The following is a 13,798-nucleotide window of genomic DNA, read 5'->3' on the forward strand; positions in this document are numbered from 1 at the left end:
CCTTATCGAATGAAATAACGTTGAATGTCATTCCACGTAACCAAAATCATTAATACTAGTAGCAAGAAAAAGCCGATCATCGTTACAATTCCCTCAGCTTTTTCTGGAATAGGACGACGAATAATTGCTTCGATGATGTTTAGTAATAATTTTCCACCATCAAGGGCTGGAATTGGCAATAAATTAACGATCCCCAGGTTAATCGAAAGTAATGCTAAAAAGTTCAATACTCCCGTAAAGCCAAGCGAGGTTGCCTGCGATGTTCCAGCATAAATAGCAACGGGGCCTCCAAGATCATTTAATGAAAAGCCATGGGTAAACATGTGCCCAAGAACACTAAAAATTAATGTTCCAGCTTCAACAAACCGCTGCCAGCCGAAATTAATTCGCGCTGAAAAACTCTTATCCGTTTTTTCAAGAATCCCAATTTGACCAATTTTCTGATTTGACTGTTTAACAGTTTTAGGAACCATTGAAGTAGTGTACCGTTTACCATTGTGCTCATAGTTTACCGTAATCTTTTTTCCAGGATGACTTGAGATTGCGTTCGAAAGATCTGTCCAGTTCTCAATTTTAGTGTGGTTAACACGGGTAATTCGGTCACCACTTACAATTCCAGCACGAGCAGCAACTGAGTTTGAATTAACGTGACCGATCTTATTGCTATTTACCGGAACACCACCACTAAGAAGAAAACCAAGAATAATGAAAACAACAAGAGATAAGATAAAGTTATTCATTGGTCCCGCGAAGTTAGTCATCATCCGAGCAGGCAAACTAGCAGAATTGAATTGAACATCCTTGGGCGCAATTTGGACAACTGTCCCATTATGCTCCGTAATTAACGCATCATGAGCAACGTTATACGTCTTAAGATCGTTCTCATCACCGTTAACATACCCCTTAATCCATAAGCCATTGACTAAATCAGAATCAACAACTTGTAATGGAATACCTTGAAAAAGAGTATTTTTTTGACTTGCGTTAATGTTAGTAACAAGATCTTGATCATTTAATTGAATTGTTACCGGTGTTCCAGGACGTAATTCATCTTCGTCCTCGTCATCTGCACCGGCCAGACGGACGTAACCACCTAATGGTAAAATCCGGATCGTATAAGTTGTTCCCCCTGATTGTTTCCACCAGATCTTGGGCCCCATCCCAATTGAAAATTCACGAACGAGGATTCCCGCACGTTTTGCAAAATAATAGTGTCCAAATTCATGAACTAAAACTAATATCCCGAAAACGATTATAAAGGTGATGATTGTTATTATCACAAAATCCCTTCTTCTTTCAGAATTAAATAATGCCTAAGAGATGCATCATTGGCATAACAATTAGCATGCTATCAAACCGGTCAAGAATACCACCATGTCCTGGTAAAATCTTTCCAGAATCCTTCACACCATAAAAACGCTTGAGTGATGATTCAATCAAATCACCAAATTGTCCCATAATTGATAAGACTATTGTCAAACAAACCATCGGGATGAATGAACCGCCAACTGGAATAAAGTAGAGGTAAATAGCAAGAATGATTGTTGCCGCAACTGTTCCACCAATTGAACCTTCCCAAGTCTTATTAGGACTAATTTTTGGTGCCAATTTATTTTTTCCGATCTTTCGCCCAATAAGGTAAGCACCACTATCGGTAATCCAGACGATTAACATCCCATACAATAATGTTTGAAAATTTACAGCTCGTGCTTCCACAAAATAACGGAAACCAAGGCCAATATAAAGCATCGCTAACGTTAATACCCCGGCATCATCAAAAGTAAAACGCTGTTTACGAATTACGGTATGTAATAGCAACAAGATTACTAAAAAGTAAAATGTAAGCCATCGGGTAGCGACACTCGGCAAGAAATCTAACCAACCATCAGGAAGGACTAAAAGGGCCACTCCTAAGTAAGAGACAATCGCCTCAAATGAAATTAGAAACATTTTCTTCATTGCCAGGATTTCACTCATCGCAACAATCCCGAGTACAATTGCGGCAATTGTTAATGGCCAATAACCATATACAATTAGCGGAATAAAGATGGCTAAACCAACAACAGCAGTAATTATCCGTGTTTTCAATATTTTTCTCCCCAAACTTAATTATTTTTTAAGCCGCCATAACGACGATGACGCCCTTGAAATTCAATAATGGCATCTTCCAAGGAAGTGCGATCAAAGTCGGGCCAATAAACATCAGTAAATTCCAATTCACTGTAAGCAATTTGCCAAAGCATAAAATTACTAATTCGTTCTTCACCACTAGTCCGGATAAGGAGATCAGGATTAGCTAAATCGCCCAGTTTTGCTGACATCATATTCTGAGAAAGTAGTTGTTCGTCAATCTGCTTACTACTAATCTCACCAGCAGCTACCCTTTCGGCAATGTGCTTAGTGGCTCGAATAATTTCATCACGACTACCATAATTCAAAGCAAAATTCAAAATCATCCCGTCACAATCGGCGGTATCTTTAATCGCATCGTTAACCGCCTTTTGGGTTCCAGCAGGTAACTTGGTAATATCCCCCATTACCATTACCCGGACGTTATGTTTAACCAGGTCCGGAACAAAGGTTGAAAAGAACTTGATTGGTAATTGCATTAAATAATTAACTTCACTCGATGGTCGTTTCCAATTCTCAGTTGAAAAAGCATAGAGTGACAGAACTTTTACCCCTAATTCACTAGCAGCAATCGTTACAGTCTTAACAGTTTGCATTCCCTGCTTGTGACCAGCGATCCGTGGCAAGTGACGCTTTTGCGCCCACCGACCGTTTCCATCCATAATAATTGCAATATGGTTCGGAATTCGCGTTGGATCTAAATTTGCATTACTAGTTGAGGATACTTCTTTTTTGCCAAACAAAATAGTTCCTCCAGACAAATTTTGGATTTAAAGTAAAACTACTTGTCAATTATAAATGTATTAAGACGAAAAGCCAACCCTAACTAAAAAAAGAGCAAGAACGAACTATTATCTAATTCGTTTCTCGCTCTCTTAAAGTGAAGATTAATTTAACCCATTAATTCCTTTTCCTTATCAGCAGCAATGCCTTCAAGATTCTTAATTCCATTATCGGTTTCTGTTTGAACCTTCTTTTCAAGATCATGGAATTCATCATCATTGAAGTCACCATCTTTGTTTCCCTTCTTCAAATCATCCATTGCCTCACGACGGACGTTTCGAACGGCAACCTTAGCCTTTTCGAGTTCAGCCTTAACGTCCTTAACGAGTTCTTTTCGCCGTTCTTCAGTAAGTTGTGGAACCAAAATTCGGATAGCTGAACCATCATTTTGTGGTGTCAAGCCAAGATTAGCAGCATAAATTGCCTTTTCAATATTATCTAATGAACTTTCATCATATGGGGTAACAAGTAATTGTCGTGCTTCAGGGATAGTAATTGACGCCACTTGATTCAATGGAGTCGGTGCACCATAGTAGTCGACCTTAACACCATTAAGTAAGCTTGCGTTTGCTCGCCCTGCACGAATATCAGCTAACGTCCGACGTAAAGCATCGCCTGACTTGGCCATTTTATCCTTTGCTTCGTTTAATATTTGTTTTCCTGTAGCCATAAGTTAATCCCTCTCAATCGTGGTTCCAACTTCTTGTCCCTTAACAACCTTCATAATATTGCCGGGAGTATTCAGGTTAAATACAACTAATGGAATATGGTTATCCATTGAAAGAGAACTTGCAGTGGTATCCATAACGTGTAAGTTCTTTTCGATTAATTGCATGTGGGTTAAGTGATCAAACTTAACTGCGCTCGAATCCTTATTTGGATCTGCACTATAAACACCATCAACACCATTCTTACCCATAAGAATAGCATCAGCATTAATTTCGGCAGCCCGCAATGCAGCAGTAGTATCAGTTGAGAAGTAAGGACTTCCAGTCCCACCAGCAAAGATTACGATCCGATCCTTTTCAAGATGACGAATAGCCTTCCGTCGAATGTAAGGTTCAGCGATTTGGCGCATTTCAATAGAAGTTTGAACCCGTGTTGGAACATCAAGTGATTCCAATGCGTCTTGAAGTGATAATGCGTTCATAATTGTGGCTAACATTCCAATGTAATCAGCCTGCGCCCTTTCCATTCCAAGTTCCGCACCGGTAACACCACGCCACATGTTTCCACCACCAACAACAATGGCAATTTGAACACCTAAATCATGGACTTCCTTTAATTCCTTAGCGACATCTTTAAGCACTGGGGGGTTAATCCCAAAGCCCTTTTCACCTGCAAGAGCTTCACCACTAAGCTTTAAAATGACACGATTGTATTTAATATCTGACATAAACCAGCCTCCTAATGGTATTGTTTTCAAAAAAAGACGCACTTCAAAGAGTACGCCCTTTCTAGCCGAACGTTGTTTAGTTCATTTGGTCCTTAACTTCTTGAGCAAAGTCATCTTGCTTCTTTTCGATTCCTTCACCAACTTCGTAACGAACAAATGACTTCAACTTACCATCGTTAGCAGATACGAATTCAGCAACGGTTTGGTCTGGGTTCTTAACAAAATCTTGGTCAGCCAAGCAAATTTGTGAAAGGAACTTGTTTAAACGACCTTCAACGATCTTATCAACAATCTTAGCTGGCTTGCCTTCATTCAAGGTTTCTTCCTTGAAGACTTCACGTTCATGATCAAGACGATCTTGAGATACATCTTCACGAGTCATGAATTCAGGGTTGATAGCAGCAACGTGCATAGCAACATCCTTGGCTGTATCTTCATCTCCACCTTCAAGAACAACAAGGGCAGCAATTTGACCACCTTGGTGAAGGTAGGCACCGAAACTATCGCCGTCTTCCTTTTCAACAACTTCAAAACGACGAAGACTAATCTTTTCACCGGTCTTTTGAGTAGTGCTGATCAAGTCATCATTTAAAGTACCGTTTTCAGTCTTCATAGCAAGAGCCTCTTCAACGTTAGCTGGCTTGTTTTCACTGATTAACTTAGTAACCTTCTTCAATAAATCCTTGAATGGGTCACTTGCAGCAACAAAGTCGGTTTCTGAATTTAGTTCAACGATAGCAGCTGTGTTCCCACTAACAGCAATTTCAGCTAAACCTTCAGCAGCAACGCGGTCACTCTTCTTAGCAGCCTTTGCAATACCCTTTTCACGTAAGTAGTCCATTGCCTTATCCATGTCACCATCACTAGCAACTAATGCCTTCTTGGCATCCATGATACCAGCACCTGATTTCTTACGTAATTCCATAACTTGAGCAGCTTTAATTTCAGCCATGATTAGATCTCTCCTTCGTTAACTTTTTAATTAAAAAGGCCATTTGGTACTCAGGCCACAATGGTCCGTACGCAAACAGCCCAAGTATTTAATACTTAATTATCGTTTAAATTACTTACCTTCAACACTGTCCTTAAGGTTCTTTAATGAATCTTCAGAAACTTCTTCATGTTCTTCAGCAGCGTTGTTAGCATCGTCTTGCTTGTTGTCATCTTGACCTTGCTTACCTTCGATAACAGCATCAGCCATCTTTGAAGTGATAAGACGAACGGCACGAATAGCATCATCATTTGATGGAATTACGTAGTCGATGTCGTCTGGGTCAGTGTTAGTATCAACCATGGCAACAATTGGAATGTGAAGCTTTTGGGCTTCCTTAACAGCAATTTGTTCCTTGTGTGGATCCACGATGAACATTACATCAGGAATCTTTGGCATATCTTCAATACCACCTAAGAAACGTTCAAGCTTTTCACGTTGCTTAGTCAAAACAGCAACTTCCTTCTTTGGGAGGACATCAAAAGTGCCATCTTCAGACATCTTCTTTAATTCCTTCAAACGAGCAATCCGTGATTGGATGGTCTTCCAGTTGGTTAAAGTACCACCTAACCAACGGTGGTTAACGTAGTATTGACCTGCACGGGTTGCTTCTTCTTCGATTGAGTCTTGAGCTTGCTTCTTAGTACCAACAAAAAGAACAACACCGCCATTAGCAGCAACGTCCTTCATGTAGTTGTATGCAGTATCAATCAACTTAACAGTCTTTTGTAAGTCGATAATGTAGATACCATTACGTTCAGTGAAGATGTATTCTTCCATCTTTGGGTTCCAACGGCGAGTTTGGTGACCGAAGTGAACACCGGCTTCAAGCAATTGTTTCATAGTAACAACAGACATAAAATATGTACCTCCAAAATGTTTTTTCCTCCCCAATAATCATCTGGCAGTCAAACTGAATCAGCACATTGCCACCATCCTATTGGGTGTGAAATTGGCGTTTAGCACCGAAATATAGTATACAAAAAAGCTTCGCCTCTGACAAGCTTTTATCCTCAACTTCATAGAATTAATTTAAATGCTAATCCCTCTCAAGTGTAAGTAGTGTTCTTTCTGCTGCCTACTTTGATGTTTGAAATAATATTCAGCGCTTAATGCATCATGTTTAGTTGGGTATTCGCACCAATAAATTAGTTTGAGTGGATGGCGTGACTTTACCCGCGTATATTTTGCTCCTTGATATGCTTGATGAGTGTGAAACCGTCGTAGCACATTGGTAGTAAAACCACAATAAAGACTTTTATCGGCACAATGCAAAACATACATGTAATAATGTTTACTTTTTATCGCCATAGAGTAACCGCTGCACCTCAGTTCCGTATTCGCCGTTAGCTTGATTAACTACTAGTGGTGGAACAACGCGTACGCCACCATCTCCCCCATCTTTAATTGCCTCAATCAACACGATATTTGCTTCTCGATCCGGTTTTGGGTGGATAAAGCGAATCCGTTTAGGGGCAAGACGATGACTAGTTAATGTTGTTAAAATTTCAGCCAAACGATCTGGACGGTGAACTAAGTATCCCCGACCATTCATCTTTAAGAGGCCACTCATTTTTTCGACAACCATCATTAAATTAGTTTTAATTTCATGACGAGCAATCGCTAGGGCTTGATTAGGGTTCTTTTGACTATGTTCATTAGTGGGAAAGTACGGTGGATTACACAAAACGATATCTGCCGAATCCTTTGGTATCTTCTCATAAACATCCTTAATATCCATATTCAAAACATCATAGCGTTCTTCTAAATGGTTCAACTTGACTGTTCGTTCTGCCATGTCTGCAATTGCCTGTTGAAGTTCGACCTCGGTAAAGTGACCACCAAGTTTCTGATGGAGAAAAAGGCCAATTGCTCCGTTGCCAGCGCAAAGATCAACAATTTTGGTTTGACGTTTCTTATTTGGTCGAACAAAATCAGCTAGAAGGACTGCATCTAGCGAAAATGCAAAGCAGTTTGGATTTTGAATAATTTGCACATCCTGACTGTATAGTTGATCAATTCGTTCATTTGCTTTTAGTAATTTATCATTGTCCATTTACCATTCACCTCTTTTAAAACTTGCAAGAAGTTGATTTTTTCGTCATAATAATGCCAGTTATTATTCAGAATGAGATTGGATGATTTTATGTTATATTCATTTCTTGTTGCCATTGTTCAACCATTTTTAAACTTAATTAATGGCAAAGCCAAAATTTATAATAAAGAAAATATACCCGACGGCAATTATATCATTATTGCCCCCCATCGGACATGGATGGATCCGGTCCTAATCGCTCTAGCAATCTACCCAAAGAAGTTTAGCTTTATGGCAAAAAAGGAAATATTTGAGAATCCCTTAGCCGCCTTCTTCTTAAAAAGACTCCACGCTTTTCCGGTTGACCGTAAAAATCCCGGACCGTCTGTTATTAAGAAGCCGGTTCAGATCCTGCGGAAAACTGATTTATCAACAATTATTTTTCCCTCAGGTTCTCGTTATTCAAGCAAGTTAAAGGGGGGCGCTACTCTGATTGCTAAGTTAGCAAATGTCCCCCTTGTCCCGGTTGTTTATCAGGGACCACTTAAGTTTGGTGAAATGTTTAAACGACAACCTCGTCACATTGCTTTTGGTAAACCGATTTATGTTGACCGAAAAAACAAATTAGATGAGGCAAGTCAGGCAAAGCTAGAAGATGAAATGCAAAAGTCCTTTGACGAATTAGACCACCAAATTAACCCGAACTACAAATATATTGTTCCCCCAAAGCCAAAGGATGACGACTTCTAATTATAATTACAGGAACTGTGGCATCGTTAAAGAGCGATCGCCAGTGTAGGACACACAAAAGGCTCTAGTATTCGGTAAATCCGAACGCTAGAGCCCTCTTTGTGTTTGGGGAGTTTCCCATAGAACTAGCTTCGCATTGAAAACGAATAAGCAAGCTAGTTCTAACTCACGCTCCCTTTAAATTACTTGTTTGCTTTTTTGGCTTGTGCCTTCATGGTTTGCATCATTTGATGTAACTTTCGGCTAGATGGCTTCTGGCCCATTTGTAACATCATTGTCCGCAACATTTCTTCACTAATAGGTGGATTATTGCGAAGATAATTTTCCATGTAACGACGAGCACCAAAGAAACCGCCAACTAAACCGATTAGTAAGGCGAGGATTACCAATGAAATTGTTAATGCCACAACTACTTTCCTCCTTTTTTAGTTACTGTTCAATAGTACACGAAAGTAGTCGACTTGAAAAGGGCTAAACAATTTTAGTCATCCCGTAATCCTTTTTTTCGTTGGATTTCACGAACCTTTTCCGGAGTAACTTCTTTACCATTATCATCAAAGATCCGCATCATTTCAATGTTACTCCGCATAGCTTCCCGGAAATTCTTAAGATATTCTTTTCTTAATTTTGCCCGTTCCTCGGTTTCGGCTTCCGTTAAACCTTCTTCCTTATTTTTGTGGGCAAGTTCATTAATTCGTTTTAATAACTTTTCTTGGTCTGTAGATTCAGCCATAATTATCTCCTCACATTCCATATATTCTCACATCACTACCTTGATCTTAACCAAATTGATGGCTATTTTCAAGATATCTACTAACTTAGCTATTATCGCGAACGTACGTTTGAAAATCGTCACTCACTATGATATTCTAAGAATAATATTAATAGCCAAATGAGGTGTCAAAATGGCAAAAGCTGCAAGTCAAAAACAAATTGCCGTATTAAATTGTATTTATAAGCACGTTAAAGATCATGGTTATCCACCAACAGTCCGCGAAATTTGTGGAACCGTTGGCCTTTCTTCCACCTCAACCGTCCATTCTCACTTAACTAACTTAATTAAGGAAGGATACCTCCAAAAAGATCCTTCTAAGCCACGAGCATTAGAAATCACTAAACGGGGCCTTGATCTTCTCGGAATCGAACCAGAACAAAAGGAGATCCCAATGCTCGGTGTAGTCACAGCTGGTCAACCAATTTTAGCTGTTCAAGATACTACTGACTACTTCCCGCTTCCTCCTTCGATTAAAGATGCGTCTGGATTATTTATGTTAAAGATCCACGGAACGAGTATGATCAAGGCGGGAATCCTTGACGGGGATGACGTCATCGTCCGTAAACAGTCAACCGCAAAAGACGGTGAAATTGTGATTGCCATGACGAGTGATAATGAGGCTACTTGCAAGCGTTTCTATCGTGAACCAGAAAATAAACGTTACCGTCTTCAACCCGAAAACGATACAATGGCACCGATTTACTTAGATAACGTTACAATTCTTGGAAAAGTGATTGGTTTATACCGCGATCATATATTTTAATCTAGATAAAACATAATTAAAGCATAGCAGAAACTCTTTAAAAGAGTTCTGCTATGCTTTTTCATTTTCAACTAACCGGAGATTAAAGTTCCACTAATTAATAAGTTGCGATTATCAAAATGGAAACTAATGCTCGCAAAGTCGAAGATTAATTTTCCCCTTTACCGTAAAACCGCTTGTAATTTTTTTGTCCCTTAAGCACAAACGGTGCTGGATCCTTTTCCCAGTCAAGCTTAATATCATCGGAGTTCATTCCCAATTGAGAATTAAATTGCCGTTCGTACTCTTCAATTGATACCTGATGACGATCTGCCAATTCCGCCTTAACGTTACTGAGGTACTTTTCAAAACCTGCTTGTAAAATTCCACTGTAGAATTCACCTTCAGCTCCTGAGCCATAGCTAAAGAGTCCAATTCGGTCACCAGCTTTAACTTGACCATTTTGTAGTAAGGACATCAAGCCAAGGTAAAGTGAACCGGTATATAGGTTTCCCACTTCACGACAGTATTTTTGACTTGCAGTTAATTGTTCTCGCATCTTCTCCGCAATTAGGGAATGATCATCTTGAAGTAATCCTTCGAGCGCCTTCTTCCCCATCTTAGTAAACGGAAGGTGAAACGCAAGTGCAGCAAAATCAGCGAGTTGGCGCCCTGTTAATTGACGGTAGCGTTGCCAGCATTGGAGGAAGAATTCAATGTAAACGTTAGTCGAGTACTTTCCATCGACATGCGCTTCAGTGGCATATAGTGGCCGCCAGAAGTCCATTAGATCCTTGGTATATGAAACTGTAGTATCTTCAAGAGCTAAAACATGTGGGTTAGCCGTAATTAACATTGCGACTGCTCCAGCACCCTGAGTTACTTCTCCCGATGTCTCTAACCCATACCGGGCAATATCACTGGCAATTACTAAGACAGCTGACTGGGGATCCATTGTTACCAATCCCTTAGCAAATTGGATCCCGGCCGTTGCGGAGTAACAGGCTTCCTTTAATTCTACAGTCCGCACAAAATCGTCCAAACCTAAAAGATGCTTCACGTAAATTGCACTAGCCTTAGAATTATCGATTCCTGATTCCGTAGCTACAATGATAGTTGACAGGTGCTTCTTGTCATCATCCGTTAGCAATTTTTCTGCCGCTGACGCTCCTAACGTTACGATATCCTGACTTGCGGGCACAACAGCTTGACGATCCTGGCCAATCCCAATCGTGTATTTATCAGGCTCATCTCCCCGCTTCCGGGCCAATTCCCGCAAATCAATGTACTCATCAGTTGTAGCAAACGCCATTTTATCAATTCCAATTTTCATTTCTCTTCCCCCATCTTATCCATCGTTTCATTTAAGAGATGGTCAACAATGATATTCCCATCGTTATCAGCATGACCCTTTGTCCACTGAAATTCGAGCTGGGTAAATTGTGGCAGCAATTTAACAACTTCCTGCCATAACTCCTTATTAGCGACCGCTGACCCGCTACTCGTTTTCCAGCCCCGTTTTTGCCAACCATTTAACCAGTGCTTCATAATTGGATCCAAAACGTAGTGGGAATCAAGGATCGCAATAATTGAACTATCCTGCTTTTTATTTTTCAACAGAATTTGGAGGGCATTCCGCAATGCCATTAGCTCCATCCGATTATTCGTTGCCCCAAATTCCCCACCAGTTTTAGTAAAAGACTTGTCACCTTTCCTAATTAATAATGCCCAGGCAGCTTTATCCGTCTTTTTAACGTGTTGGCCTAACTTATTTCCGTGATTTCGCGATCCACCATCCGTAAAAAGGTAAATCGCATCGGGATTATTTTTATCTATTTTTCCTTGATCGATATCTCGGCTGCCAAGCCAAGCGTTTGCGGTATGCCTATCCAAAAAACTTTTATACACCGCACCATGATAACCGCTAATCTCACGCTGACACTCGGCCCAGGTTTGGTAGATTCCAGGATGCCGCCCCTTCTTTACTGCATAGTATTTACTCATAATTAACCTCTTCTGAAACTAATACTACAATTATAGCGGAAAAACTGCGTAATTTTAACTGGATTATATCGACTAAAGCATTATTTTCTCCTGGTTTATATTTAAAAGGGACGTTAACTAGATGATAAATTATAATCATCACCAACAGTAGATCCACGGCGCAATAATCAGTTAACTAAGCCATTAATACCAAAATAAACTGCCGCTCGAGTGTAATTCGAACGGCAGTTTATTCATGTTCATATCTAAGAAATTACTTTCCGTGAACCTTTGCAAAAATGCAAACCGGTAAAGCAATTGCACCAGTAATTAAACTAATTGCAGCAACTTTTTGCTTTTTTGAAAGTGGTTTATTAAACATTTTCATTTGAAACAACTCCTTTGCGTGAACAACCATCTAATCCTTTCCACACTTTTATTTTAATGGAGATTGACAATAATATAAAATGATATGCATTCTAAGTATGGTATAGTAGAAAATGACAAAGTTGGAGGAGGAAAACTATGTTTAAAGCTTATAAATATTATTGGGAAAACTCATTTAAATATCAGGCTACATCTACACGAGCTGATTATTGGTGGCCCGTATTAGTCAACTTAATCATTTATGCGATCCTATGGCTATTACTCGTTGCCTGCGGTGTTTCATCGTTCAGCTCACTAGTTAACGGTAGTACCCAGGGATTAGGAGCAATCCTAATTATCACGGTCTTAATGGTAGTCTTTGGGATCGCCAACATCTTCCCCGAAATCGCAATTGCTGTTCGCCGGCTTCGGGATGTTGGCATCTCTGGCTGGTTCCTGTTTGCTGCTTGGTTACTGTCAATCATCTTGGGTAATGTTGATAACGAATTCTGCAACGGTCTAATGGCCATCTTAGAAATTGTTATCTTGGTTTTCATGTGCCTACCAACCAACTACATCAGCAAGCAAGGCTGGTGGAGTCCAAACAAGAGTGAAGATAAGGAAATTCCTAGTTTGCGGAATGAAAATGAATTTGAAATTTAAACCCAAGTGTCGATAAACATGACGCTCGGGTTTTGTTTTAAAGTTGTTTTATATAGAAATAGTTTAAATGACGGACTCTTTCTTTTAGATTTGTACGATAGAAATTTTATCTAGTTCTGGATGAGCTTTCAAATAATCAGTTAGCCTCTGTGAAATCGCACTAATCAAAACAAATACATAATTTTCAGTAAACATGTAGAATCGGGCCCAATTGACTACACTGTTGAATTATCCACTCATTTAGATGACCAAAGGTTACATAGAAAGACATCATCTAATTGTCATTAGTAAAGAAGTCATCCAACTCATACGTAACCACTGGTTTTACATACAACTGATATTTAGCTACTAAATCAATTAACTTTGAACCGTCAATGAGTGTAATAATTCTTGTCCCAGTTCTTGAAGCTTTAATTGCATCTCTAGTAAATGATGAAGTTGTAATAAAAATACCATATTCTGAACGGTATTTATCCATTGCCCCACGAAACTTATCTATTTCTGGTGATGAAACAAAATGATTAGGGTTCCACTTTTTTGCCTGGATTGCTACCCGAGTTGTTCTAAAATCATTAGTAGTCATATAACCATAGCCATCGATTCCTCCATCGCCACTTAGCTTTACCCCAATATTCTCATCAATATCAACACTCATTTTCCGAACTAAAGCACGACAAAATAATTCAAATTTTGCTGGCGAAAGATTACTCAGAGCTTTCAGAAGTTTGGTTCGCCAAGGCTCATCAGCTAATTCAATATCATCACTTTCTACTTTATCATTCTCATGAATATTTTTAACTTTAGATTTTGTTTTCCACATTGGTAACGTAATATTATAAACCATTTCATTTAATTCTTGCTGGGTGCCATCAAAGGTTCTACCCTTTTCTGTTAGTAAAACTTCTCCAGAATGTGGTCGATCCAAAAGTTTAGCCATAACTAAGTTTGCTACTGCAAAATTAAACGGAAAGTTAAAGGGCAAATATTCATTTCCTTTACGTGATTTTCTTATAGTAACCAATACATTTTCTGGAATATAACTATCATTAGCTACTACAATATTTTTCAATTCCTTTGTACTAGCCTGGCCTCCTAATTTCTTCAGTCCCTTAATAATTGGTAGCATTAAGTACGCTTCCTGCTCTCGCCGATTCAGTTTATTAAATGTTTTCATTAACCTATAG

Annotated in this window: 17 protein-coding genes; 3 read left to right on the forward strand and 14 right to left on the reverse strand. The window is 39.3% G+C overall.

The window, feature by feature from the left end; all coding sequences use genetic code 11:
- Window positions 1–2: 2 nt before the first annotated feature.
- The 9 genes from rseP to H5R64_RS00435 all read right to left on the reverse strand — a co-directional run bounded on the left by rseP (window position 3) and on the right by H5R64_RS00435 (window position 7,356).
- On the reverse strand, window positions 3–1,280 hold the full coding sequence (gene rseP / locus H5R64_RS00395; protein ID WP_182581521.1) for an RIP metalloprotease RseP: 1,278 nt from the start codon (window positions 1,278–1,280) through the stop codon (window positions 3–5).
- A 22-nt stretch (window positions 1,281–1,302) separates the two neighbouring features.
- Window positions 1,303–2,088 (reverse strand): phosphatidate cytidylyltransferase, encoded by a 786-nt coding sequence (locus H5R64_RS00400; protein WP_182581520.1) that lies wholly within the window; start codon window positions 2,086–2,088, stop codon window positions 1,303–1,305.
- Between the two features lie 17 nt (window positions 2,089–2,105).
- Window positions 2,106–2,873: an isoprenyl transferase gene (locus H5R64_RS00405; protein WP_182581519.1), complete on the reverse strand. Its 768-nt coding sequence runs from the start codon at window positions 2,871–2,873 to the stop codon at window positions 2,106–2,108.
- Window positions 2,874–3,022: 149 nt separating this feature from the next.
- Window positions 3,023–3,583, reverse strand: coding sequence for a ribosome recycling factor (gene frr / locus H5R64_RS00410; RefSeq protein ID WP_182581518.1), 561 nt, complete (start codon window positions 3,581–3,583; stop codon window positions 3,023–3,025).
- Window positions 3,584–3,586: 3 nt separating this feature from the next.
- A complete protein-coding gene (pyrH, locus tag H5R64_RS00415) occupies window positions 3,587–4,309 on the reverse strand; it encodes a UMP kinase (protein WP_182581517.1) in 723 nt (240 codons plus the stop codon).
- A gap of 76 nt (window positions 4,310–4,385) precedes the next feature.
- Window positions 4,386–5,261, reverse strand: a complete 876-nt coding sequence (gene tsf, locus H5R64_RS00420) for a translation elongation factor Ts (protein ID WP_182581516.1) — start codon at window positions 5,259–5,261, stop codon at window positions 4,386–4,388.
- A 111-nt stretch (window positions 5,262–5,372) separates the two neighbouring features.
- Window positions 5,373–6,158, reverse strand: coding sequence for a 30S ribosomal protein S2 (gene rpsB, locus H5R64_RS00425; protein ID WP_182581515.1), 786 nt, complete (start codon window positions 6,156–6,158; stop codon window positions 5,373–5,375).
- Window positions 6,159–6,332: 174 nt separating this feature from the next.
- The gene (locus tag H5R64_RS00430; protein WP_182581551.1) at window positions 6,333–6,605 is read right to left on the reverse strand and encodes a GIY-YIG nuclease family protein; all 273 of its coding nucleotides are present in this window, start codon (window positions 6,603–6,605) and stop codon (window positions 6,333–6,335) included.
- A complete protein-coding gene (locus H5R64_RS00435) occupies window positions 6,595–7,356 on the reverse strand; it encodes a tRNA1(Val) (adenine(37)-N6)-methyltransferase (RefSeq protein ID WP_182581514.1) in 762 nt (253 codons plus the stop codon). The genes H5R64_RS00430 and H5R64_RS00435 overlap by 11 nt, the downstream gene beginning before the upstream one ends.
- A 90-nt stretch (window positions 7,357–7,446) precedes the next feature.
- Between H5R64_RS00435 and H5R64_RS00440 the strand changes: the two genes are divergently transcribed.
- Window positions 7,447–8,085, forward strand: coding sequence for a lysophospholipid acyltransferase family protein (locus tag H5R64_RS00440; RefSeq protein ID WP_182581513.1), 639 nt, complete (start codon window positions 7,447–7,449; stop codon window positions 8,083–8,085).
- Between the two features lie 182 nt (window positions 8,086–8,267).
- On the opposite strand, the gene H5R64_RS00445 is transcribed toward H5R64_RS00440, so the two are convergent.
- Both H5R64_RS00445 and H5R64_RS00450 read right to left on the reverse strand, forming a co-directional pair.
- The gene (locus tag H5R64_RS00445; RefSeq protein ID WP_003716917.1) at window positions 8,268–8,492 is read right to left on the reverse strand and encodes a YneF family protein; all 225 of its coding nucleotides are present in this window, start codon (window positions 8,490–8,492) and stop codon (window positions 8,268–8,270) included.
- Between the two features lie 74 nt (window positions 8,493–8,566).
- On the reverse strand, window positions 8,567–8,818 hold the full coding sequence (locus H5R64_RS00450) for a DUF896 domain-containing protein (RefSeq protein WP_182581512.1): 252 nt from the start codon (window positions 8,816–8,818) through the stop codon (window positions 8,567–8,569).
- Between the two features lie 172 nt (window positions 8,819–8,990).
- Here H5R64_RS00450 and lexA point away from each other — a divergent pair, with 172 nt between their 5' ends.
- Window positions 8,991–9,623, forward strand: a complete 633-nt coding sequence (gene lexA / locus H5R64_RS00455; RefSeq protein ID WP_182581511.1) for a transcriptional repressor LexA — start codon at window positions 8,991–8,993, stop codon at window positions 9,621–9,623.
- Between the two features lie 148 nt (window positions 9,624–9,771).
- Here the strand turns inward: lexA and H5R64_RS00460 are convergent, their stop codons facing one another.
- A complete protein-coding gene (locus tag H5R64_RS00460; RefSeq protein ID WP_182581510.1) occupies window positions 9,772–10,935 on the reverse strand; it encodes a hydroxymethylglutaryl-CoA synthase in 1,164 nt (387 codons plus the stop codon).
- On the reverse strand, window positions 10,932–11,609 hold the full coding sequence (locus tag H5R64_RS00465; protein WP_182581550.1) for a ribonuclease H family protein: 678 nt from the start codon (window positions 11,607–11,609) through the stop codon (window positions 10,932–10,934). The genes H5R64_RS00460 and H5R64_RS00465 overlap by 4 nt, the downstream gene beginning before the upstream one ends.
- A gap of 501 nt (window positions 11,610–12,110) precedes the next feature.
- Here H5R64_RS00465 and H5R64_RS00470 point away from each other — a divergent pair.
- A complete protein-coding gene (locus H5R64_RS00470; protein WP_182581509.1) occupies window positions 12,111–12,614 on the forward strand; it encodes a DUF805 domain-containing protein in 504 nt (167 codons plus the stop codon).
- A 274-nt stretch (window positions 12,615–12,888) separates the two neighbouring features.
- Here the strand turns inward: H5R64_RS00470 and H5R64_RS00475 are convergent, their stop codons facing one another.
- On the reverse strand, window positions 12,889–13,788 hold the full coding sequence (locus H5R64_RS00475) for a restriction endonuclease (protein WP_182581508.1): 900 nt from the start codon (window positions 13,786–13,788) through the stop codon (window positions 12,889–12,891).
- Window positions 13,789–13,798 lie beyond the last annotated feature (10 nt).

Source organism: Limosilactobacillus fastidiosus, assembly GCF_014145505.1.
Classification (GTDB): domain Bacteria; phylum Bacillota; class Bacilli; order Lactobacillales; family Lactobacillaceae; genus Limosilactobacillus; species Limosilactobacillus fastidiosus.